This window comes from Amycolatopsis sp. lyj-346 (assembly GCF_046548975.1).
In the GTDB taxonomy this organism is placed as follows: Bacteria; Actinomycetota; Actinomycetes; order Mycobacteriales; family Pseudonocardiaceae; genus Amycolatopsis.
Genome location: NZ_JAJPWT010000003.1, coordinates 570,355 through 596,275, shown reverse-complemented (window position 1 = coordinate 596,275; position 25,921 = coordinate 570,355). Strand labels below are relative to the sequence as shown.

Genomic DNA, 25,921 nt, shown 5'->3' with positions numbered 1-25,921 from the left:
ATCGTGGAGGAAGAACATGTCCGCGCCGAACGAGCAGATCGTTGACGCACTGCGTGCTTCGCTGAAGGAGAACGTCCGCCTCCAGCAGGAGAACGCCGCCCTCGCCGCGGCCGCCGCGGAGCCCGTCGCGATCGTCTCCATGGCCTGCCGCTACGCCGGCGGGATCCGCGGCCCGGAGGACTTCTGGCGCGTGGTTTCGGAAGGCGCCGACGTCTACACCGGCTTCCCCGAGGACCGCGGCTGGGACGTCGAAGGCCTCTACCACCCCGACCCCGACAACCCGGGGACGACGTACGTGCGGGAGGGCGCTTTCCTGCAGGACGCGGCCCAGTTCGACGCCGGGTTCTTCGGCATCTCGCCGCGCGAGGCCCTCGCCATGGACCCCCAGCAGCGGCAGCTGCTGGAAGTGTCCTGGGAGACCCTCGAGCGGGCCGGGATCGACCCGCATTCGGTGCGGGGCAGCGACATCGGCGTGTACGCCGGGATCGTCCACCAGGACTACGCCCCGGACCTCAGCGGGTTCGAGGGCTTCATGAGCCTGGAGCGCGCACTGGGCACCGCGGGCGGCGTCGCCTCCGGCCGGGTCGCCTACACGCTCGGGCTCGAGGGCCCCGCGGTCACCGTCGACACGATGTGCTCGTCCTCGCTCGTGGCGATCCACCTCGCCGCGCAGGCCCTTCGCCGCGGTGAGTGCTCGATGGCCCTGGCCGGCGGCTCGACCGTGATGGCCACGCCGGGCGGGTTCGTCGGCTTCGCGCGCCAGCGGGCCCTGGCCTTCGACGGGCGCTGCAAGTCCTACGCCGCGGCCGCCGACGGCTCCGGCTGGGCCGAGGGCGTCGGCGTCCTGCTGCTGGAACGGCTTTCGGTGGCGCGCGAGCGCGGGCACCAGGTCCTCGCCGTCATCCGCGGCAGCGCGGTCAACCAGGACGGCGCGTCGAACGGCCTGACCGCGCCGAACGGCCCGGCGCAGCAGCGGGTCATCCGCAAGGCGCTGGCCGGCGCCGGGCTGTCACCGTCCGATGTGGACACGGTGGAGGGGCACGGCACCGGCACCGTCCTCGGCGACCCGATCGAGGTGCAGGCGCTGCTGGCCACCTACGGCCAGGGCCGCGACCCGCAGCAGCCGCTGTGGCTGGGCTCGGTCAAGTCGATCGTCGGGCACACGCAGGCGGCGTCCGGCGTGGCCGGCGTGATCAAGATGGTCCAGTCGCTGCGGCACGGGCAGCTCCCGGCGACCATGCACGTCGACGCTCCCACCCCCCAGGTGGACTGGTCGGCGGGCTCGATCGAGCTGCTGACCGAGGGCCGGGAGTGGCCGCGCAACGGCCGCCCGCGCCGCGGCGCGATCTCCGCGTTCGGCGCCAGCGGCACCAACGCGCACATGATCCTGGAAGAGGCACCCGAAGAAGAGCCGGTGGCCGAAGAGCCGGCGCCCGCGGGTGTGGTGCCGCTGGTCGTGTCGGCGGCGACCGCGGCCTCGCTGGCCGCACAGGCCGGTCGCCTGGCGGGCTTCGCCGACGGCGAGGTTTCCCTGGCGGACGTGGCCGGGACGCTGGTGACCGGCCGCGCGGTGCTGAGCGAACGCGCGGTCGTCGTGGCCGGTTCGAACGAAGAAGCCGTGACCGGGCTGCAGGCGCTGGCCCGCGGGGAAAGCGCGCCCGGCCTGCTGGCCGGCCGCGGCACGGGTGCGCCGGGCAAGGTCGTCTGGGTCTTCCCCGGCCAGGGGACGCAGTGGGCCGGGATGGGCCGGGAGCTCCTCGAAGCCTCTCCGGTGTTCGCCGCGCGGATCGCCGAGTGCGAGACCGCGCTGGGCCGGTGGGTCGACTGGTCGCTGACCGACGTGCTGCGCGGCGAGGCCGGCCTGCTGGACCGGGTCGACGTGGTGCAGCCGGCGAGCTTCGCCGTGATGGTCGGGCTCGCGGCGGTCTGGGCTTCGCTCGGCGTCGAGCCCGAGGCGGTCGTGGGTCACTCGCAGGGTGAGATCGCGGCCGCGTGCGTGTCGGGCGCCCTGTCGCTGGACGACGCCGCGAAGGTGGTTGCGCTGCGCAGCCAGGCGATCGCCGCCTCGCTGGCCGGTCGCGGCGGCATGGCCTCGGTCGCGTTGAGCGAAGAGGACGCGGCCGCGCGGCTGGCGCCGTGGGCGGGCCGCGTTGAGGTCGCGGCCGTCAACGGGCCGTCCTCCGTGGTGATCGCCGGCGACGCCGAGGCGCTGGACGAGGCCCTCGACGCGCTCGACGACCAGGGCGTCCGGATCCGGCGGGTGGCGGTGGACTACGCCTCCCACACCCGGCACGTCGAAGCCGCGCGCGACGCACTGGCCGAGATGCTCGGCGGGATCCGCGCGCAGGCGCCGGAAATCCCGTTCTACTCGACCGTGACCGGCAGCTGGGTCGAAGACGCCGACGTGCTCGACGGCGGCTACTGGTACCGGAACCTCCGCCGTCAGGTGCGGTTCGGCCCGGCCGTGACCGAGCTGATCGAGCAGGGCCACCGGGTGTTCGTGGAGGTCAGCGCGCACCCCGTGCTGGTCCAGCCGATCAACGAGCTCGTCGACGACACCGAAGCCGTGGTGACGGGCACGCTCCGGCGCGAGGACGGCGGGCTCCGGCGCCTGCTGGCCTCGGCGGCCGAGCTGTTCGTGCGCGGCGTGACCGTGGACTGGACCGGCGTGCTGCCGCCGTTCCGCCGGGTCGAGCTGCCGACCTACGCCTTCGACCACCAGCACTACTGGCTCCGGATGGGCGAGGCGGCGACCGACGCCGTGTCGCTGGGCCTGGCCGGTGCCGACCACCCGCTGCTGGGTGCGGTCGTGCCGCTGCCGCAGTCCGACGGGCTGGTCTTCACCTCCCGGCTGTCGCTGAAGTCGCACCCGTGGCTGGCCGGGCACGCGATCGGCGGGGTCGTGCTGATCCCGGGCACGGTGTACGTCGACCTCGCGCTGCGCGCGGGTGACGAGCTCGGCTTCGGCGTCCTGGAGGAGCTCGTCATCGAGGCACCGCTGGTGCTGGGCGAGCGCGGCGGCGTCCGCGTCCAGGTCGCGGTGAGCGGGCCGACCGAAACCGGCTCGCGTGCGGTGGACGTGTTCTCCATGCGGGAGGACGCCGACGAGTGGACCCGGCACGCCACCGGTCTCCTCGGCGCGTCGACGACCCGGGAACCGGGCGCCGGCTTCGACTTCGCCGCCTGGCCGCCCGCCGGGGCGCAGCCGATCGACGTCGAGAACTTCTACACCGACCTCACCGAACGCGGGTACGCCTACGGCGGCGCGTTCCAGGGCATGCGGGCGGTCTGGCGGCGTGGCGAAGAGGTCTTCGCCGAGGTCGCGCTGCCCGACGACCACAAGGAAGACGCCGGGAAGTTCGGCCTGCACCCCGCCCTGCTCGACGCCGCCCTGCACACGAACGCCTTCGCCAACCCGGACGACGACCGCAACGTGCTGCCGTTCGCCTGGAACGGCCTGGTCCTGCACGCCGTGGGGGCCTCGGCGCTGCGGGTGCGGGTCGCGCCGGGCGGTCCGGACGCGCTGACGTTCCAGGCCGCCGACGAGGCCGGTGGCCTGGTCGTCACCATGGACTCGCTGGTGTCCCGCGAGGTGTCCGCCGCGCAGCTGGAGACGGCGGCGGGCGAAGAGCGCGACTCGCTGTTCCAGGTGGACTGGATCGAGCTGCCCGCGACCGAGAGCCTGTCCGCAGACCACGCCGAGGTGCTCGAAGCCGTCGGCGGGGAGCCCCTGGACCTGACCAGCCGGGTGCTGGAAGCGGTGCAGACCTGGCTCGACGGCGCGGCTGAGGAGGCCCGGCTGGTCGTGGTGACCCGCGGTGCCGTGCGCGAGGTGACCGACCCGGCCGGTGCCGCGGTGTGGGGTCTGGTGCGGGCCGCGCAGGCGGAGAACCCGGGCCGGATCATCCTCGTCGACACCGATGGCGAGGTGCCCCTGGGAGCGGTGCTCGCCACCGGTGAGCCGCAGATCGCCTTGCGCGGCAACGCATTCTCCGTCCCGCGGCTGGCCCGCGCCACTGGCGAGGCGCCCGGAGTCCCCGCGGTGTTCAGTCCGGAAGGGACGGTGCTGCTCACCGGCGGCACCGGCTCGCTGGGTGGTCTGGTCGCCCGGCACCTGGTCGCCCGGCACGGCGTCCGGCGCCTGGTGCTCGCGAGCCGTCGAGGGGTGGCCGCGGAAGACCTCGTCGCCAAACTGACCGAGCAGGGCGCGGAAGTGGCCGTGGTGGCCTGCGACGTCTCCGACCGCGACCAGGTGGCCGCGCTGCTGGCCGAGCACCGCCCGACCGGCATCGTGCACCTCGCGGGCCTGCTGGACGACGGCGTCATCGGGGCGCTGACCCGGGAGCGGCTGGCCGGGGTGTTCGCGCCCAAGGTCGACGCGGTCCGCCACCTCGACGAGCTCACACGCGACCTCGACCTCGACGCCTTCGTCGTGTTCTCCTCCGCGGCCGCGCTCATGGGCTCGGCCGGCCAGGGCAACTACGCGGCGGCGAACGCCTTCCTCGACGGCTTGATGGCCGTGCGCCGGGCGGCGGGCCTGCCGGGCGTGTCACTGGCGTGGGGCCTGTGGGAGCAGGCCGACGGCCTGACCGCCCACCTCAGTGCCACCGACCAGGCCCGGATGAGCCGCGGCGGCGTGCTGGCCATGACGCCCGCCGAAGCCCTCGACATCTTCGACCTCGGCCTGCAGGCCGAGCAGGCCTTGCTGGTGCCGATCAAGCTCGACCTGCGGACGCTGCGCAGCCAGGCCACGGCCGGCGGCGAGGTCCCGCACCTGCTGCGCGGCCTGGTCCGCGCGAGCCGCCGGGTGGCGCGGACGGCGGCCGCGAGCGGCGGTGGCGGCCTGGTCCGGAAGCTCGCCGGGCTGCCCGCCGAGGACCAGGAAACGATCCTGCTGGGCATCGTCCAGACCGAGGCGGCCGCGGTGCTCGGCTTCGCCGCCCCCGAGCTGGCCCAGGGCACCCACGGGTTCAGCGACCTCGGCTTCGACTCGCTGACCGCCGTCGAGCTGCGCAACCGGCTGAGCGCGGCGACCGGCGTCAAGCTGCCCGCCACGCTCGTCTTCGACTACCCGACGCCGGTGGCGCTCGCCCGGCACCTGCGCGAGGAACTGGGCGAGACCGTGGCGGGCGCGCCCGCCACGGTGACGGCGGCTCCCGCGGACGCGGGCGAGCCGATCGCCATCGTCGGCATGGCGTGCCGGCTGCCGGGCGGGGTGCTGAACCCCGACGACCTGTGGCGGATGGTCGCCGAGGGCCGTGACGGCATGTCGGCCTTCCCCGAAGACCGCGGCTGGGACCTGGAGGGCCTGTTCGACTCGGACCCGGAGCGCCCGGGCACGGCGTACATCCGCCAGGGCGGCTTCCTGCACGAGGCCGCGCTGTTCGACCCGGGCTTCTTCGGCATCTCGCCACGTGAAGCCCTGGCCATGGACCCGCAGCAGCGGCTGCTGCTGGAAGCGTCCTGGGAAGCGCTGGAGCGCGCGGGCATCGACCCGACCAAGGCCCGCGGCGACGCCGTCGGCGTCTTCTCCGGCGTCTCCATCCACGACTACCTCGAATCCCTGAGCAACATGCCCGCGGAGCTCGAAGGCTTCGTCACCACGGCCACCGCGGGCAGCGTGGCCTCGGGCCGGGTGTCCTACACCTTCGGGTTCGAGGGCCCGGCGGTCACGGTGGACACGGCGTGCTCGTCTTCGCTGGTGGCCATCCACCTCGCCGCGCAGGCACTGCGGGCGGGCGAGTGCTCGATGGCGCTGGCCGGTGGCGTCGCCGTGATGGGCTCGCCGATCGGCGTGATCGGCATGTCGCGGCAGCGCGGCATGGCCGAGGACGGCCGGGTCAAGGCCTTCGCGGACGGCGCGGACGGCACCGTCCTGTCCGAGGGTGTCGGCATCGTCGTCCTCGAACGGCTTTCGGTGGCCCGCGAACGCGGGCACCGGGTGCTGGCCGTGCTCCGCGGCAGCGCGGTCAACCAGGACGGCGCGTCCAACGGCCTGACCGCACCGAACGGTCCTTCGCAGCAGCGGGTGATCCGCAGCGCGCTGGCCGTCGCCGGCCTGCAACCGTCCGAAGTGGACGTCGTCGAGGCGCACGGCACCGGGACCGCGCTGGGCGACCCCATCGAGGCACAGGCGCTGCTGGCCACCTACGGCAAGGGCCGCGACCCGGAGCGGCCGCTGTGGCTGGGTTCGCTGAAGTCGAACGTCGGGCACACCCAGGCGGCCGCGGGCGTGGCGGCCGTCATCAAGATGGTCCAGGCGCTGCGGCACGACGCCCTGCCGCCGACCCTCCACGTGCAGGAGCCCACCAAGCAGGTGGACTGGTCCGCGGGCGCGGTCGAGCTGCTGACCGAGGGCCGCGAGTGGGCGCGCAACGGCCACCCGCGCCGGGCCGGCGTCTCGTCGTTCGGGATCAGCGGCACCAACGCGCACCTCATCCTGGAGGAGGCGCCCGCCGAGGAGACCCCCGAGGCGGACCTGCCCGACGGCGTGGTGCCCGTGGTGGTGTCCGCGCGCAGCACCGGGTCCCTCGCGGGCCAGGCCGGCCGGCTGGCCGCGTTCCTCGACGGGGACGTCTCGCTGACCCGCGTGGCGGGTGCCCTGCTGTCGACCCGGGCGACGCTGACCGACCGGGCCGTCGTCGTGGCCGGCTCGGCCGAGGAGGCCCGGGCGGGGCTGACCGCGCTGGCCCGCGGCGAGAGCGCGACCGGTCTGGTGACCGGCAGCGCCGGGATGCCGGGCAAGACCGTCTGGGTGTTCCCGGGCCAGGGCACGCAGTGGGCGGGCATGGGCCGGGAGCTCCTCGAAGCGTCCCCGGTGTTCGCCGAGCGGATCGGCGAGTGCGCGGCCGCGCTGGAACCGTGGATCGACTGGTCCCTGCTCGACGTCCTGCGGGGCGAGGGCGACCCGGCGCTGATCGAGCGCGTCGACGTGCTTCAGCCCGCGAGTTTCGCCGTGATGGTCGGTCTCGCCGCCGTGTGGGCGTCGGTGGGGGTCGTGCCGGACGCGGTGCTGGGGCACTCCCAGGGCGAGATCGCGGCGGCCTGCGTGTCGGGGGCACTGTCCCTCGAGGACGCCGCCAAGGTGGTCGCGTTGCGCAGCCAGGCGATCGCGGCACGGCTGTCCGGTCGCGGTGGCATGGCGTCGGTCCAGCTGAGCCACGACGAGGTGGCCGCGCGGCTCGCGCCGTGGGACGGCCGCGTCGAGATCGCCGCGGTCAACGGCCCGTCCTCGGTCGTGATCGCGGGCGACGCCGAAGCTTTGACGGAGGCCGTGGAAGCACTCGGAGCACGGCGGGTGGCGGTGGACTACGCGTCCCACACCCGGCACGTCGAGGACATCCAGGACACCCTCGCCGAGACCCTGACCGGGATCACCGCGCAGACGCCGATGGTGCCGTTCTATTCGACCGTCACCGGCGAGTGGATCACCGAAGCCGGGGTCGTCGACGGCGGGTACTGGTACCGGAACCTGCGCAACCAGGTCGGCTTCGGCCCGGCCGTGGCCGCGCTGCTCGAGCAGGGGCACGGCGTTTTCGTCGAGGTCAGCGCCCACCCGGTGCTGGTCCAGCCGATCAGTGGAATCGGCGACGACGCCGTGGTCACCGGGACGCTGCGGCGCCAGGACGGCGGCCCGCGGCGGCTGCTGACCTCGATGGCCGAACTGTTCGTCCGGGGTGTCCCGGTCGACTGGGCCACGATGGCGCCGCCCGCGCGCGTCGAGCTGCCGACCTACGCGTTCGACCACCAGCACTTCTGGCTCAGCCCGCCCGCCGCGGCCGACGCGCCCGCGCTCGGCCTCGCCGGTGCCGATCACCCGCTGCTGGGCGCGGTCGTGCCGCTGCCGCAGTCGGACGGGCTCGTGTTCACCGCGCGGCTGTCGGTGCGGACGCACCCGTGGCTGGCCGACGGCGTCCCGAGCGCCGCCCTGGTGGAGCTGGCCGTGCGGGCCGGCGACGAAGCCGGCTGCCCGGTCCTCGACGACCTGACCGTCGAATCTCCGCTGGTCCTGCCCGAAAGCGGTGGCTTGCGGGTGCAGGTCACCGTGAGCGGCGAGCGCACGGTCGAGGTGTATTCGCAGCGCGAAGGCGACGAGGACTGGACCCGGAACGCCACCGGGCACCTGTCGGCGACGGCCCCGGCGCACGAGCCGTTCGACTTCACCGTCTGGCCGCCCGCCGGTGCCCAGGAGGCCGACGGCTTCTGGCGGCGCGGTGAGGAGATCTTCGCCGAGGTCGCCGTGCCCGATGAGCTGGACCCCGGCGCGTTCGGCATCCACCCCACGCTGCTGGACGCGGCCCTGCGTCCGGCTCTCGCGGACGACGAGCAACCGGCGGAGTGGCACGGCCTGGTCCTGCACGCCTCGGGCGCCTCGGCGCTGCGGGTGCGGCTGGTGCCCGGCGTCTCCCTCGAAGCGGCCGACGAAACGGGTGGCCTGGTCGTCACCGCGGGTCCGGTGGTGGGCCGGGAGTTCTCGGCCGGCAAGACCCGCGCCGGATCGCTGTACCGCGTGGACTGGACCGAACTGCCCATTGCGGACGGTGTGGTGCCGGACCAGGTCGAGGTGGTCGAGGCCTTCGGCGCGGAGCCACTGGACTTGACCGCCCGGGTGCTGGAAGCCGTGCAGACGTTCCTCGTCGACGCGGCTGACGAAGCTCGGCTGGTCGTGGTGACCCGCGGTGCGGTGCCCGCCGGTGACGGCGTGGTGACCGACCCGGCCGGTGCCGCGGTGTGGGGCCTCGTCCGGGCCGCGCAGGCGGAAAACCCGGACCGCATCTTCCTGATCGACACCGACGGCGAGATCCCGGCCCTGGCGACTGACGAGCCGCAGGTCGCGGTGCGCGGCGGGAAGTACTTCGTGCCCCGCATCGCCCGCGCGGAGCAGAGCGGGGAGCCCGTGTTCCGCCCGGACGGGACCGTCCTGATCTCGGGCGCCGGCGCGCTCGGTGGCCTGGTGGCCCGGCGCCTGGTCGAACGCCACGGCGTGCGGAAGCTGGTGCTGGCTTCCCGGCGCGGCCGGGACGCCGAGGGCGTGGCGGACCTCGCCGCCGAGCTGGACGCGGACGTGTCCGTCGTCGCCTGTGACGTCTCCGACCGCGCTCAGGTGGCCGCAATGCTCGACGAGCACCAGCCGACCGCGGTCGTGCACACGGCCGGTGTCCTCGACGCGGGCGTGATCGGCACGCTGGACCGGGAGCGGCTGGCCACGGTGTTCGCACCCAAAGTCACGGCCGCCACGCACCTCGACGAACTCACTCGCGACCGGGACCTGGACGCGTTCGTCGTCTACTCCTCGGTCTCAGCCGTGTTCATGGGCGCGGGCAGCGGCAGCTACGCCGCGGCGAACGCCTTCCTGGACGGCTTGATGGCGAACCGCCGGGCGGCCGGCCTGCCGGGCCTGTCGCTGGCGTGGGGCCTGTGGGACCAGAGCACCGGCATGGCCGCCAACACCGACGAGGCCACCCGGGCCCGGATGAGCCGCCGCGGCGGCCTGCAGATCATGACGCAGGACGAGGGCATGGACCTGTTCGACGCCGCCCTGGCGTCGGACGAGTCGCTGCTGGTGCCCGCCAAGCTGGACCTGCGCGGGGTGCGTGCCGACGTCGCCGCGGGCGGGGCCGTGCCGCACATGCTGCGCGGCCTGGTCCGGGCGGGCCGTCAGCAGGCCCGTACAGCGTCCACTGTGGACAGCGCGCTGACCGGGCGGCTGGCCGGGCTCACCCCGGCCGACCAGCTCACCCTGCTCCTGGACCTGGTCCGGGCGCAGGTGGCGGCCGTGCTCGGGCACGCCGACGCGAGCGCCGTCCGGGTGGACACCGCGTTCAAGGACGCCGGCTTCGACTCGCTGACCGCGGTCGAGCTGCGCAACCGGATGCGGACCGCCACCGGGCTGAAGCTGCCCGCGACGCTGGTCTTCGACTACCCGAACCCGCAGGCACTGGCCCGGTTCCTGCGCGAGGAACTCGGTGGTGCGGCGGAGACGCCGGTGACCACGACGGCCGCGAAGGCCGACCTCGACGAGCCGATCGCCATCGTCGGGATGGCGTGCCGGCTGCCGGGCGGGGTCGCCGGGCCCGAGGACCTCTGGCGGCTGGTGGCCGAGGGCCGGGACGCGGTGTCGGGCTTCCCCACCGACCGCGGCTGGGACATGGACAGCCTGTACGACCCGGACCCGGCGACCCCGGGCAAGACCTACACGCGCCACGGCGGGTTCCTGCACGAGGCGGCGCTCTTCGACGCGGGCTTCTTCGGGATCTCGCCGCGTGAGGCCGTCGCGATGGACCCGCAGCAGCGGCTGCTGCTGGAGACCTCGTGGGAGGCGATGGAAGATGCCGGGGTCGACCCGCTTTCACTGAAGGGCAACGACGTCGGCGTGTTCACCGGCATGTTCGGCCAGGGCTACGTCGCCCCGGGGGACAGCGTCGTGACCCCGGAGCTGGAAGGCTTCGCGGGCACGGGCGGCTCGTCGAGCGTGGCGTCCGGCCGCGTGTCGTACGTGTTCGGGTTCGAAGGCCCGGCGGTGACGATCGACTCGGCCTGCTCGTCCTCGCTGGTCGCCATGCACCTCGCCGCGCAGTCGCTGCGGCAGGGCGAGTGCTCGATGGCGCTGGCCGGCGGCGCGACCGTGATGGCGAACCCCGGCGCGTTCGTGGAGTTCTCGCGGCAGCGCGGCCTCGCCGTCGACGGGCGCTGCAAGGCGTTCGCCGCCGCGGCCGACGGCACCGGCTGGGCCGAAGGCGTCGGCGTGCTCGTGCTGGAGCGGCTGTCGGTGGCCCGCGAACGCGGCCACCGGATCCTGGCCGTGCTGCGCGGCAGCGCGGTCAACCAGGACGGCGCGTCGAACGGCCTGACCGCGCCGAACGGCCCGTCGCAGCAGCGGGTGATCCGCCGCGCGCTGGGGAACGCCGGGCTGGCTCCGTCCGATGTGGACGCCGTCGAGGCGCACGGGACCGGCACCACGCTGGGTGACCCGATCGAGGCGCAGGCGTTGCTGGCCACCTACGGCAAGGACCGTGCTCCGGAGCAGCCGCTGTGGCTGGGTTCGCTGAAGTCGAACATCGGCCACGCACAGGCCGCCGCGGGTGTCGCGGGCGTGATCAAGATGGTGCAGGCGCTGCGGCACGAGGTGCTGCCGCCGACGCTGCACGTCGACAAGCCGACTCCCGAGGTGGACTGGTCGGCCGGTGCGGTCGAGCTGCTGACGGAGGCTCGTGAGTGGCCGCGCAACGGCCGTCCGCGCCGGGCCGGGGTGTCCGCGTTCGGGGTCAGCGGCACGAACGCGCACCTGATCCTGGAAGAGGCACCCGCCGAAGAGCCGGTGCCCACGCCGGAGGTTCCGGTGGTGCCGGTCGTGGTTTCCGCGCGGAGCCGGACGTCACTGGCCGGTCAGGCCGGTCGCCTCGCCGGATTCGTGGCGGGTGACGCGCCCCTGGCCGGCGTGGCCAGGGCGCTGGTGACGAACCGGGCCGCACTGACCGAACGCGCGGTCGTCGTCGCGGGCTCCCGCGAAGAGACCGTGACGGGCCTGGAAGCGCTGGCCCGCGGAGAAGACACCGCCACGGTGGTCACCGGCCGCGCCGGTTCGCCGGGCAAGCTCGTCTGGGTCTTCCCGGGGCAGGGTTCGCAGTGGGCCGGGATGGGCCGGGAGCTCCTGGAGTCCTCGCCGGTGTTCGCCGAGCGGGTGGCCGAGTGCGCGGCCGCGCTGGAACCGTGGGTCGGCTGGTCGCTGCTCGAGGTGCTGCGCGGGGAGTCCGATCTGCTGGATCGGGTCGATGTCGTGCAGCCCGCGAGCTTCGCGGTGATGGTCGGCCTCGCCGCGGTGTGGCGGTCCGCGGGCGTGCGGCCGGATGCCGTGGTCGGGCACTCGCAGGGCGAGATCGCGGCGGCGTGTGTGTCGGGTGCGTTGTCGTTGCAGGACGCGGCGAAGGTGGTCGCGTTGCGCAGCCAGGCGATCGCCACCCGGCTGGCCGGCCGTGGTGGCATGGCCTCGGTCGCGTTGAGCGAAGAAGACGCGACCGCGTGGCTGGCGCCGTGGGCCGACCGGGTCCAGGTGGCCGCGGTCAACAGCCCCACCTCCGTGGTGATCGCCGGGGAGGCCAAGGCCCTCGACGAGGTCGTCGAAGCGTTGTCCGGGCAGGAAGTCCGCGTCCGGCGGGTGGCCGTGGACTACGGCTCGCACACCAACCAGGTCGAAGCCATCCAGGACCTCCTGGCCGAAACCCTGGCCGGGATCGAGGCGCAGGCACCGGCGGTGCCGTTCTTCTCGACGCTGACCGGCGGCTGGATCACCGACGCCGGGGTCGTGGACGGCGGCTACTGGTACCGGAACCTGCGCAACCAGGTCGGCTTCGGCCCGGCGGTGGCGGAGCTAGTTCGCCAGGGCCACGACGTGTTCGTCGAGGTCAGCGCGCACCCGGTGCTGGTCCAGCCGCTCAGTGAAATCAGCGACGACGCGGTGGTGACCGGTTCGCTGCGGCGGGAGGACGGTGGCCTGCGCCGCCTGCTGACGTCGATGGCCGAGCTGTTCGTGCGAGGTGTCCCGCTCGACTGGACCGCGGTCCTGCCGCAGGCCGCCCGGGTCGACCTGCCGAAGTACGCCTTCGAGCACCGCCACTACTGGCTCCGGCCCGCCGGGTCCGCGACCGACGCGGCCTCGCTGGGCCAGGCGGCGGCCGACCACCCGCTGCTGGGTGCGGTCGTCGAGCTGCCGCAGTCCGACGGCCTGGTGTTCACCTCGCGGCTGTCGGTGCGGACGCACCCGTGGCTGGCCGACCACGCGGTCGGCGGCGTGGTGATCCTGCCGGGTTCCGGGCTGGCCGAGCTGGCCGTGCGGGCCGGTGACGAAGCCGGGTGCACGGCGCTCGACGAGCTGATCATCGAGGCCCCGCTGGTCGTGCCCGCCCAGGGCGGCGTCCGGGTCCAGGTCGCGCTGAGCGGCCCGGACGAGACCGGCTCGCGCACGGTGGACGTCTACTCCCAGCGCGACGGCGGCGCGGGGACCTGGACGCGGCACGCCACCGGCGTGCTGTCGACGGCCCCCGCCCAGGACACCGCGTTCGACTTCCACGCCTGGCCGCCCGCGGATGCCGAGCGCGTCGACGTCGAGACCTTCTACGCCGACCTGGCCGGCCGCGGGTACGGGTACGGGCCGGCGTTCCAGGGGCTGCGGGCGGTCTGGCGGCGTGACGGCGACGTCTACGCCGAGGTCGCCCTGCCCGAGGACCTGCGCAAGGACGCCGGCCGGTTCGGCGTCCACCCGGCGCTGCTCGACGCGGCCCTGCAGGCCGCGACGGCCGTCGGCGGGGACGAGCCGGGCGAGCCGGTGCTCGCGTTCGCCTGGAACGGCCTGGTCCTGCACGCCGCGGGTGCTTCGGCCCTGCGGGTCCGGCTTTCGCCGAGCGGCCCGGACGCGCTGTCCGTCGAGGCCGCCGACGAAACCGGCGGCCTGGTGCTGACGATGGAGTCGCTGGTGTCCCGGCCGGTCTCGGCCGAGCAGCTGGGTGCCGCGGCCGACACGGGCCACGACGCGATGTTCCGCGTCGGCTGGACCGAGCTGCCTGCCGTGCCCCGCGCGGAACTGCCGCCGTGGGTGCCGGTCGACACCGCCGACGACGTGACGGCCTTGGCGGAGAAGGCGGACACGCCACCGGTGGTGGTCTGGGAAGCCGCCGGGGGAGACACGGCGCTGGCCGTCAGCTCCCGGGCGCTCGAAGTCGTGCAGGCGTGGCTGGCCGCGCCCGCGTTCGAGGAGGCGCGGCTGGTCGTGACGACCCGCGGGGCGGTGCCCGCGGGTGGCGACCACACGCTGATCGACCCGGCCGCGGCCGCGGTGTGGGGCCTGGTCCGGTCCGCGCAGGCGGAGCACCCGGACCGGATCGTCCTGCTGGACACCGACGGCGACGTCCCGCTCGGTGCCGTGCTGGCCTCCGGCGAACCGCAGCTCGCGGTCCGCGGGACGACCTTCCTCGTGCCCCGGCTGGCCCGGGCCACCCGGATCGCGGACACGCCCGCCGCGTTCGACCCGGACGGCACGGTGCTGGTCTCGGGCGCCGGATCGCTGGGCATGCTGGTCGCCCGGCACCTGGCCACCCGGCACGGCGTGCGGAAGCTGGTGCTCGCGAGCCGGCAGGGACCGGACGCCGAAGGCGCGCAGGACCTGGTCACCGAGCTCACCGGCGAAGGCGCGGACGTGTCCGTCGTGACCTGTGACGTCTCGGATCGCGGCCAAGTGGCCGCCCTCCTGGCGGACCTGCCCGAGCTCACCGGGGTGGTGCACACCGCCGGTGTCTTCGAGGACGGCGTGATCGAGGCGCTGACCCCCGAGCAGCTGGCGAACGTGTACGCGGCGAAGGTCGACGCGGTCCGGCACCTCGACGAGCTCACCCGCGGCCGGGACCTCGGCGCGTTCGTCGTCTTCTCGTCCGTCGCGGGTGTGCTGGGCGGCGGCGGTCAGGGCCCGTACGCGGCGGCGAACGCCTTCCTGGACGCGGCGATGGCCCATCGCCGGGCGGCGGGCCTGCCGGGCCTGTCCCTGGCCTGGGGCCTCTGGGAACGCAGCAGCGGCATGGCCGCCCACCTCAGCGACGTCGACCACGCGCGGGCCGGCCGCAACGGCGTCCTGGAGCTGACCCGGGCCGAGGGCCTGGCGTTGTTCGACCTCGCGCTGCGGATGGACGAGTCCCTGCTCGTGCCGATCAAGCTCGACCTCGCCGCGATGCGGGCGAGCACGGTCCCGGACCTGTTCCGCGGTCTGGTCCGGCGGGGCCGGACCCAGGCGCGGACGGCGTCCACTGTGGACCGTGGGCTGACCGGGCGGCTCGCCGGGCTCCCCGCGGCCGAGCGGGAGGCGGTGCTGGTCGACCTGGTGCGCGGGCAGGTCGCGGTCGTGCTCGGGTACGACGGGCCGGAGGCGGTCCGCCCGGACACGGCGTTCAAGGACACCGGGTTCGACTCGCTGACGTCGGTGGAACTGCGCAACCGGCTGCGCGAGGCGACCGGACTCAAACTGCCGGCCACGCTCGTCTTCGACTACCCGAACCCCCTGGCGGTGGCCCGCTACCTGGGCGCCCGGCTGGTCCCGGAAGGTGCCGCGAACGGGAACGGCAACGGGAATGGCAACGGGCACGGCGACCGGCTGCGGCACGCGCTCGCGTCGATCGCGGCCGAGGACGCGGGCGAGGAGCGGTCGATCGCCGAACTGGGCGTCGACGACCTCGTGCAACTGGCTTTCGGCGACGAGTGATGGGGAGCATCTGGTGAGTGCGTCGTATGAAAAGGTCGTCGAGGCGCTGCGGAAGTCGCTCGAAGAGGTCGGCACGCTGAAGAAGCGGAACCGGCAGCTCGCCGACGCGGCCGGGGAGCCGATCGCGATCGTCGGCATGGCGTGCCGGCTGCCCGGTGGTGTCACCGGGCCCGACGAGCTCTGGCGGCTGGTGGCCGAGGGCGGCGACGCCGTGTCGGGGTTCCCCGCCGACCGCGGCTGGGACCTGGACAACCTGTTCGACCCGGACCCGGACCACCTGGGGACGTCGTACACCGACCGGGGCGGCTTCCTCCGCGACGCGGCCCTGTTCGACCCCGGCTTCTTCGGGATTTCGCCGCGCGAGGCCCTCGCCATGGACCCGCAGCAGCGGTTGCTGCTGGAAGCGTCCTGGGAGGCGCTGGAAGGCGTCGGCCTCGACCCGACGTCGTTGCAGGGCACCGACGTCGGCGTGTTCACCGGCGCCGGCGGCTCGGGCTACGGCGGCGGACTGACCGCGCCGGAGATGCAGAGCTTCGCGGGCACCGGGCTGGCGTCGAGCGTCGCGTCGGGCCGGGTGTCCTACGTCTTCGGGTTCGAAGGCCCGGCGGTCACGATCGACACGGCGTGTTCGTCTTCGCTGGTCGCGATGCACCTCGCCGCCCAGGCCCTCCGCCAGGGCGACTGCTCGATGGCACTGGCCGGCGGCGCGATGGTGATGTCGGGCCCCGACTCCTTCGTCGTCTTCTCCCGGCAGCGGGGGCTCGCCACCGACGGGCGCTGCAAGGCCTTCGCCTCCGGCGCCGACGGCATGGTGCTCGCCGAGGGCATCAGCGTGCTCGTGCTGGAGCGGCTGTCGGTGGCGCGCGAGCGCGGCCACCGGGTGCTGGCCGTGCTGCGCGGCAGCGCGGTCAACCAGGACGGCGCGTCCAACGGCCTGACCGCGCCCAACGGCCCTTCGCAGCAGCGCGTGATCCGCGCGGCACTGGCGAACGCCGGGCTCGAACCGTCCGATGTGGACCTCGTCGAGGCGCACGGGACCGGGACGAGTCTCGGCGACCCCATCGAGGCGCAGGCGCTGCTGGCCACCTACGGGCAGGCGCGGGAGAAGCCGTTGTGGCTCGGCTCGCTGAAGTCGAACATCGGGCACACGCAGGCGGCCGCGGGCGTGGCCAGCGTGATCAAGGTCGTCCAGGCGCTGCGGCACGGCGTCATGCCGCCGACCCTGCACGTCGACGAGCCCACCGCGCAGGTGGATTGGTCCGAAGGCGCGGTGGAACTGCTGACGGAGGCACGGGACTGGCCGCGCGGCGACCGGCCGCGCCGGGCCGGAGTCTCGTCCTTCGGTGTCAGCGGGACCAACGTGCACCTCATCATCGAGGAAGCGCCCGAGGAGCCCGCTGCGGCCGTGCCGGTTTCCGCGGCCGTGGTGCCGCTGGTGATCTCCGCGCGGAGTGCGGGTTCCCTGGCCGGGCAGGCCGAACGGCTGACCGGGGTGGACGTGCCCCTGGCGCACCTCGCCGGTGCGCTGGTGTCCGGGCGCGCGGTGCTCGAGGAACGCGCGGTCGTGGTGGCCGGTTCGGACGAAGAAGCTCGCACGGGGCTCGGTGCGCTGGCCCGCGGTGAGGCCGCGCCCGGCGTCGTGACCGGGAGCGCGGGCAAGCGGGGCAAGCTCGTCTGGGTGTTCCCGGGACAGGGAACGCAGTGGGCCGGCATGGGCCGGGAGCTGCTGGAAGCGTCCCCGGTGTTCGCCGAGCGGATCAAGGAGTGCGCGGCCGCGCTGGACCAGTGGACCGACTGGTCGCTGCTCGACGTTCTCCGTGGCGAGGGCGACCTGGACCGCGTCGACGTGCTGCAGCCCGCCTGCTTCGCGGTGATGGTGGGGCTGGCGGCGGTGTGGGAATCCGTGGGTGTCCACCCGGACGCCGTCGTCGGCCACTCGCAGGGCGAGATCGCCGCGGCCTGCGTCTCCGGGGCGCTCACCCTCGACGACGCCGCGAAGGTGGTTGCGTTGCGCAGCCAGGCCATTGCGGCGCGGCTGTCCGGCCGCGGCGGGATGGCGTCGGTCGCGCTGAGCGAGGACGAGGCGAGCGCGCGGCTGGCGCTGTGGGACGGCCGGATCGAGGTGGCCGCGGTCAACGGCCCCGCCTCGGTGGTGATCGCCGGCGACGCCCAGGCCCTGAACGAGGCACTGGAGGTGCTGGCCGGGGACGGCGTCCGGGTTCGCCAGGTCGCGGTGGATTACGCCTCGCACACCCGGCACGTCGAAGACATCCGCGACACTCTCGCCGAGACCCTGGCCGGGATCACCGCGCAGGCACCGGCGGTGCCGTTCTACTCGACCGTCACGAGTGAGTGGGTGCGTGACCCCGGGGTCCTGGACGGTGGCTACTGGTACCGGAATCTGCGCAACCAGGTCCGGTTCGGCGCGGCCGCGACGGCGCTGATCGAGCAGGGCCACGGCGTGTTCGTCGAGGTCAGCGCGCACCCGGTGCTGGTGCAGCCGATCAGCGAGCTCACCGACGCGGTCGTCACCGGGACCCTGCGCCGCGACGACGGCGGCCTGCGCCGGCTGCTGACGTCGATGGCCGGGCTGTTCGTCCACGGTGTCCGGGTGGACTGGGCCACGCTGGTGCCGCCCGCGCGGGCCGACCTCCCGGCGTACGCCTTCGACCACCAGCACTTCTGGCTCCAGCCGGCCGAGCAGGCGGACGCCGTGTCGCTCGGCCAGGCACCCGCCGGGCACCCGCTGCTGGGTGCGGTCGTTTCGCTGCCGAAGTCCGACAGCCTGGTGTTCACCTCGCGGCTTTCGCTGCGGACGCACCCGTGGCTGGCCGACCACACGATCGGCGGCGTGGTGCTCTTCCCCGGCACCGGCCTGGTCGAGCTGGCCGTGCGGGCCGGTGACGAGGCCGGCTGCCCGGTGCTGGACGAACTCGTGACCGAGGCGCCGCTCGTGGTGCCCGCGCAGGGCGGCGTGAGTCTCCAGGTCACGGTGAGCGGCCCGGACCAGAACGGCTCGCGCACCGTGGAGGTCCACTCCCGGCGCGACGACGTGTGGACGCGGCACGCGACCGGCACGGTTTCGGCGACGCCGGGCGCCGGCCCCGGATTCGACTTCACCGCGTGGCCGCCGCCGGGCGCCCAGCGCGTCGAGATCGGCGACTTCTACGCCGACCTCAGCGAGCGCGGGTACGCGTACGGGCCGGTGTTCCAGGGCGTGCGGGCGGTGTGGCAGCGCGGCGGTGACGACAACGCCGAGGTGTTCGCCGAGGTCGCCCTGCCCGGCGACCGGCGGGAGCAGGCGGCCGGCTTCGGCCTGCACCCGGCGTTGCTCGACGCGGCCCTGCAGACCGGCACGATCGCCGCGGCCGCGTCCGGCCGGCCCGGGAAGGCGGTGATGCCGTTCTCCTGGAACCGGCTGGCCCTGCACGCCGTGGGTGCCGCGGGCCTGCGGGTCCGGGTCGCGCCCGGCGGGCCGGACGCGCTGACCGTCGAGGCCGCCGACGAGACCGGTGCCCCGGTGCTGACCATGGACTCGCTGATCCTGCGCGAAGTGGCCCTCGACCAGCTGGACACCGCGCGCACCAGCTCGCTGTACCGGGTCGACTGGACCGCACTGCCCACTGTGGACAGTGCGGCATCGTCGAACCGGGCCGAGGTGCTGGAAGCCGCCAGCGGGGAGCCACTGGACCTGGCTTGCCGGGTGCTGGAAGCCGTCCAGACGTTCCTCGCCGAGGCGGCCGACGAAGCCCGCCTGGTCGTGGTGACCCGCGGTGCGGTGCCCGCCGGCGACGGCGTGGTGACCGACCCGGCCGGTGCCGCGGTGTGGGGCCTCGTCCGGGCCGCCCAGTCGGAGAACCCCGACCGGATCGTCCTGCTCGACACCGACGGCGAGGTGCCGCTGGACGCCGTACTGGCGACCGGTGAGCCCCAGCTCGCGCTGCGCGGCACGACGTTCTCGGTGCCACGGCTCGCCCGCGTCACCGAACCGGCGGAAGCGCCACTGGCGTTCCGTCCGGACGGAACGGTCCTGGTCTCCGGAGCCGGGACGCTGGGTGCCCTCGCCGCCCGCGACCTGGTCACCCGGCACGGTGTGCGACGGCTCGTGCTGGCCAGCCGGCGCGGCCGGGCCGCCGAGGGCGTCGAGGACCTCGTCGCCGAGCTGACCGGGCACGGCGCCGAGGTGGCGGTCGCCGCCTGCGACGTCTCCGACCGGGACCAGGTGGCCGCGCTCCTCGAGGAACACCCGGTGACCGCGGTGGTGCACACGGCGGGCGTGTTCGACGCCGGCGTCACCGGAGCACTGAACCGGGAGCGGCTCGCCAAGGTGTTCGCGCCCAAAGTCACGGCCGCCACTCACCTCGACGAGCTGACCCGCGACCTCGACCTCGACGCGTTCATCGTCTACTCGTCCGCCTCCTCGATCTTCATGGGCGCGGGCAGCGGCGGGTACGCGGCGGCGAACGCCTTCCTCGACGGCCTGATGGCCGCCCGCCGCGCGGCGGGCCTGCCCGGGCTCTCCCTGGCCTGGGGCCCGTGGGAGCAGCTCACCGGCATGGCGGACACCATCGACGACCTCACCCTCGCCCGGATGAGCCGGCGCGAGGGCCGCGGCGGCGTCCGGGCACTCGGGTCCGCCGAAGGCATGGCGCTGTTCGACGCCGCCCTGTCCGCCGGGCAGGCACTGCTCGTGCCGATCGAGCTCGACCTGCGCGAGGTGCGGGCCGACGCGGCCGGCGGCGGCACCGTGCCGCACCTGCTGCGCGGACTGGTCCGGGCGGGCAGGCAGGCGGCACGCACGGCGCCGGGCGACGACGGCGGCCTGGCCCGCCGGCTGGCCGGGCTCACCGTGGCCGAGCAGGAAGCAGTGCTGCTCGACCTCGTCCGGGGTCAGGTCGCCGTCGTGCTCGGGCACGCCGACAGCTCCGGCGTCCGCGCGGACGCGGCGTTCAAGGACGCCGGGTTCGACTCGCTGACGTCGGTGGAGCTGCGCAACCGGCTGCGCGAGACGACCGGCCTGAAACTGCCCGCGACGCTGGTCTTCGACCACCCGAACCCGGCGGCACTGGCCCGGCACCTGCGTGCGGAACTCGCCGTCGACGAGGCGTCCCCCGCCGACACGGTGCTCACCGGTCTCGCCGGGCTGGAGGCGGCCATCGCGGCCGCCGCCACCGGGCCGGACGGCGACCGGATCACCGCTCGGCTCCGGGAACTGCTCAAGGCCGCCGAGGCGGCCGAAGCCCGGCCGGGCACCGCCGACGATCTCGACACCGCCAGCGACGAGGAGCTGTTCGCCCTCGTCGACGGGCTCGACTGAAACCGCCGTGACATCCGGGGCTTCGCCACTCCGACCGCCGAAAAGCAAGCACACGTGAGACTTCTGGGAGTTGAGTTCAGTGGCTGACGAGGGACAACTCCGCGACTACCTCAAGCGGGCCATCGCCGACGCCCGCGACGCCCGCACGCGGTTGCGCGAGGTCGAGGAGCAGGCGCGGGAGCCGATCGCCATCGTCGCCATGGCATGCCGGTACCCGGGCGGGGTGTCCTCGCCCGAGGACCTGTGGCGGCTGGTGGCCGAAGGGACCGACGCCGTCTCGGCGTTCCCCGGTGACCGGGGCTGGGACGTCGACGGGCTCGTCGACCCCGACCCCGACCGCCCGGGCACGACGTACACCGACCAGGGCGGGTTCCTGCACGACGCGGGCCAGTTCGACGCGGGGTTCTTCGGGATCTCGCCGCGTGAGGCCGTCGCGATGGACCCGCAGCAGCGGCTGCTGCTGGAAACCTCCTGGGAGGCCATCGAGCGGACCGGCACCGACCCGCTTTCGCTGAAGGGCAGCGACGTCGGCGTGTTCACCGGCGTCGCGAGCATGGGCTACGGCGCCGGCGGCGGCGTGGTCGCGCCGGAGCTGGAGGGTTTCGTCGGCACCGGCGCGGCGCCGTGCATCGCGTCCGGCCGGGTGTCGTACGTCCTCGGCTTCGAGGGCCCGGCGGTCACCGTCGACACCGGCTGCTCGTCTTCGCTGGTGGCGATGCACCTCGCCGCGCAGGCCCTGCGGCGGGGCGAGTGCTCGATGGCGCTGGCCGGCGGCGCGATGGTGATGGCCCAGCCCGGTTCCTTCGTGTCCTTCTCCCGGCAGCGCGGGCTCGCCACGGACGGGCGCTGCAAGGCCTTCTCGGACCGCGCGGACGGGATGGGGCTGGCCGAAGGCGTCGGCGTCGTCGCGCTGGAGCGGCTTTCGGTGGCCCGCGAGCGCGGGCACCGGGTCCTGGCCGTGCTCCGCGGCATCGCGGTGAACCAAGACGGCGCGTCGAACGGCCTGACCGCGCCGAACGGCCCGTCGCAGCAGCGGGTGATCCGCGCCGCGCTGGCCGAAGCCGGCCTGGCACCGTCCGATGTGGACGCCGTCGAAGGCCACGGCACGGGTACCACGCTCGGCGACCCGATCGAGGCGCAGGCCCTGCTGGCCACCTACGGCAAGGGCCGCGACCCGGAGAAGCCGCTGTGGCTGGGTTCGGTGAAGTCGAACGTCGGGCACACGCAGGCGGCCGCGGGCGTGGCCAGCGTGATCAAGATGGTGCAGGCACTGCGCCACGGCGTGCTGCCCCCGACGCTGCACGTCGACCGGCCGTCCACCGAGGTCGACTGGTCGGCCGGGGCGGTCTCGCTGCTGACGGAGGCTCGGGAGTGGCCGCGCGAAGGCCGTCCGCGCCGGGCCGGGGTGTCCTCCTTCGGCATCAGCGGCACCAACGCGCACCTCATCCTGGAGGAGGCGCCCGAAGAGGAGACGCCGGCCGCCGAGACGCCCTCCGCCGGTGTGGTGCCCTTGGTGGTGTCGGCTCGCGGGGCCCTCGCGGGTCAGGCCGGGCGGCTGGCCGCTTTCCTCGGCGAGTCGGACGCACCCCTCGCCGACGTCGCCGGTGCGCTGGTGTCCGGCCGCTCCCGGTTCGACGACCGGGCCGTCGTGGTGGCGGGCACCCGGGACGAGGCCGTGACCGGCCTGGAAGCGCTGGCTCGCGGGGAAAACACGGCTGCAGTGGTCACCGGCCGGGTGGGTGCGCCCGGCAAGGTCGTGTGGGTGTTTCCCGGCCAGGGCTCGCAGTGGGCCGGGATGGGCCGGGAGCTCCTCGATGCGTCGCCGGTGTTCGCCGAGCGGATCGCCGAATGCGCGGCCGCCCTCGAACCGTGGATCGACTGGTCGCTGCTCGACGTGCTGCGCGGGGAAAGTGACCTGCTGGACCGGGTCGATGTCGTGCAGCCCGCGAGTTTCGCGATGATGGTGGGCTTGGCCGCGGTGTGGTCTTCGGCCGGGGTGGTTCCCGACGCGGTGCTCGGCCATTCGCAAGGTGAGATCGCCGCGGCGTGCGTGTCGGGGGCGTTGTCGCTGCAGGACGCGGCGAAGGTGGTCGCGCTGCGCAGCCAGGCCATCGCCGCGAAGCTCGCCGGTCGCGGCGGCATGGCCTCGGTCGCGCTGAGCGAAGAGGACGCGGTCACGCAATTGCGGCCCTGGGCGGACCGCGTGGAAGTAGCGGCCGTCAACAGCCCGTCGTCGGTCGTCGTCGCCGGGGACGCCGAAGCGCTCGACCAGGCCCTCGAAGCGTTGTCCGCACAGGAAATCCGCGTCCGGCGGGTCGCGGTGGACTACGCCTCGCACACCCGGCACGTCGAAGACATCCAGGAGCCGCTCGCCGAGGCGCTGGCCGGGATCGAGGCCCAGGCGCCGGCCCTGCCGTTCTTCTCCACCCTCACCGGTGACTGGATCCGCGACGCGGGAGTCGTGGACGGCGGCTACTGGTACCGGAACCTGCGCAACCAGGTCGGGTTCGGTCCGGCGGTGGCCGAGCTGATCCGCCTGGGCCACCGGGTGTTCGTCGAGGTCAGCGCGCACCCGGTGCTGATGCAGCCGATCAGCGAGGCCGCCGATGTGGTCGTGAGCGGTTCGCTGCGGCGCGACGACGGCGGCCTCCGCCGGCTGCTGACGTCGATGGCCGAACTGTTCGTCCGCGGGGTCGACGTCGACTGGGCCACGCTGGTGCCGCCCGCGCGGGTCGACCTGCCGACCTACGCCTTCGACCACCGCCACTACTGGCTGCAGTACGTCGAGACCGCCACCGACGCGGGGACCGGCCCGGTGGTCCGGCTGCCCCAGACCGGCGGCCTGGTCTTCACCTCGCGGTGGTCGCTGAAGTCGCAGCCGTGGCTGGCCGAGCACACCCTGGAAGACGTGGCCGTCGTGCCCGGCAGCGGGCTGGTCGAGCTGGCCGTGCGGGCCGGCGACGAGGCCGGCACCCCGGTGCTGGACGAACTCGTCATCGACACGCCGCTGGTGGTGCCGGACCGCGGCGCGATCCGGGTGCAGGTCACCGTGAGCGGACCGGGTGCCACCGGCGTGCGGACCCTGGAAGTGCACTCCCAGCCCGAAGACGCCACCGACGAGTGGACCCGGCACGCCACCGGCACGCTCTCGGCGACGCCGTCCGGCGGCAGCGGATTCGACTTCACGGCCTGGCCGCCCCCGGGCGCCCGGCAGCTCGGCGACTGCTACGACGACCTGGCCGCGCGCGGCTTCGGCTACGGGCCGGTGTTCCAGGGCGTGCGAGCGGCCTGGCAGGCCGGCGACGAACTCTTCGCCGAAGTCACCCTGCCCGAGGGCACCGACGCCGGCGCGTTCGGCATCCACCCGGCCTTGCTGGACGCGGCCCTGCACCCGGCCTTGCCCGGCGGAGCCGGTCTGCCGCAGCCCCTGGAGTGGCGTGGCCTGACGCTGCACGCCACGGGAGCGTCGGCGCTGCGGGTCCGGCTGGTGCCCGGCGGGGCCCTGGAAGCGGCCGACGGCACCGGCACCCTGGTCGTCACGGCGAACGAGGTGGCCCTGCGCCCGGTCGACGCCAGGCAGCTGAGCACCACCACCGAAGACCGCGACTCGCTGTTCCAGGTGAACTGGATCGAACTTCCGGCCGGCCAGGTGGCCGCCGTCGACGGCGACACCGAGGTGCTGGAGGTCGCCGGGGGCGAGTCCCCGCTGGCGGCGACCTCCCGCGTGCTGGAGCGGCTCCAGGCGTGGCTGACCGAGCCCGAGGCGGAGCGCCTGGTCGTGGTGACGCGCGGCGCCGTGCCCGCCGGGGACACCCCGGTGACCGACCTGGCCGCGGCCGCGGTCTGGGGCCTGGTCCGGTCCGCGCAGGCGGAGAACCCGGACCGGATCGTCCTGCTGGACACCGACGGCGAAGTCCCGCTCGGTGCGGTGCTGGCCACCGGCGAGCCGCAGGTCGCCGTGCGCGGCACGGCCCTGCACGTCCCGCGGCTGGCTCGCGCCGACGCGGCCGCGGCCCCGGTGTTCGGTCCACAAGGGACGGTCCTCGTCTCCGGCGCCGGTGTGCTCGGGGAAATCGTGGCGCGGCACCTGGTCACCCACCACGGCGTGCGGAAGCTGGTGCTCGCCAGCCGGCGCGGCCTGGACGCCGACGGCGCGAAGGACCTCGTCACCGACCTCACCGGCGAGGGCGCGGACGTGTCCGTCGTCGCCTGCGACCTCGCCGACCGGGACCAGGTGGCCGCCCTGCTGGCCGACCACGCCCCGGCGAGCGTCATCCACACGGCGGGCGTGCTGGACGACGGCGTCATCGGGACGCTGACACCCGAGCGGCTGGCCAAGGTGTTCGCACCCAAGGTCGACGCGGTCCGCCACCTCGACGAGCTGACCCGCGGCCGGGACCTCGACGCGTTCGTCGTGTTCTCCTCCGGCTCCGGCGTCTTCGGCTCACCTGGGCAGGGCAACTACGCGGCGGCGAACGCGTTCCTGGACGCGGCGATGGCGAGCCGCCGGGCGGCGGGCCTGCCCGGCCTGTCGCTGGCCTGGGGCCTGTGGGCGCAGGCCACCGGCATGACCGCGCACCTCGGCGGCACCGACCAGGCCCGGATGAGCCGGGGCGGGGTCCGGCCGATCACGGCGGCGGAGGGCATGGCCCTGTTCGACACGGCACTTTCCCATACGGCGCTCGGCGCGCAGCCCGCGCTGCTCGTGCCGGTCAAGCTCGACCTGCGGGAGGTGCGGGCCGGCGGGGCCGTGCCGCACCTGCTGCGCGGGCTGGTCCGGACCGGGCGGCGGCAGGCGCATGCGACGTCCACAGAGGACAACCAGCTGCTGCGGCGGCTGGCCGGGCTGGCCGAGCCGGAGCAGGAGGCCCTGCTCGTCGACCTCGTGCGCAGCCAGGTCGCGGCGGTGCTCGGGCACGCCGGGCCGGACGCGGTCCGCGCCGACACCGCGTTCAAGGACACCGGGTTCGACTCGCTCACCTCGGTGGACCTGCGCAACCGGCTGCGGGAGAGCACCGGGCTGAAGCTGCCCGCGACGCTCGCCTTCGACTACCCGACCCCGCTGGTCCTCGCCCGGCACCTGCGCGACGAGCTCGGGACCGGCGACGACGCACTGTCCCTGGTGCACGCCCGTCTCGAAGACGTCGAGGCGCTGCTCGGCGGGCTGCGCCTCGACGAATCCACGAAGACCGGGCTCACGCTCCGGCTGCAGGGCCTGGTGGCCCGGTGCAACGGAGTGCTCGACCAGGCGGACGACGCCACGCTGGCGGACCGGCTCGAAGCCGCGTCCGCCGACGAAGTCCTCGACTTCATCGACGAGGAGCTGGGCCTCACCTGATCCCGGTTCGAGACCGACGCTCCAG

2 protein-coding genes and 1 pseudogene are annotated in these 25,921 nt (G+C 74.4%); all 3 read left to right on the top strand.

Translation table 11 applies throughout. The annotated features are described in order from the left end of the window. The first annotated feature begins 16 nt into the window (after positions 1-16). The 3 genes and pseudogenes from ACLJQE_RS14390 (at position 17) to ACLJQE_RS14380 (ending at position 25,896) form a co-directional block, all read left to right on the top strand. Positions 17-15,241 (top strand): SDR family NAD(P)-dependent oxidoreductase, encoded by a 15,225-nt coding sequence (locus ACLJQE_RS14390; RefSeq protein ID WP_410639672.1) that lies wholly within the window; start codon positions 17-19, stop codon positions 15,239-15,241. Positions 15,242-15,287: 46 nt separating this feature from the next. Next, positions 15,288-20,558: pseudogene (locus tag ACLJQE_RS14385) on the top strand (beta-ketoacyl synthase N-terminal-like domain-containing protein); the annotation flags it as partial. A gap of 79 nt (positions 20,559-20,637) precedes the next feature. After that, on the top strand, positions 20,638-25,896 hold the full coding sequence (locus tag ACLJQE_RS14380) for a beta-ketoacyl synthase N-terminal-like domain-containing protein (protein WP_410639802.1): 5,259 nt from the start codon (positions 20,638-20,640) through the stop codon (positions 25,894-25,896). Positions 25,897-25,921: the final 25 nt, after the last annotated feature.

Excerpts from the sequence above, each read along its gene's own strand:
- ACLJQE_RS14390 (WP_410639672.1), top strand. The coding sequence starts at position 17 with ATGTCCGCGCCGAACGAGCAGATCGTTGACGCACTGCGTGCTTCGCTG.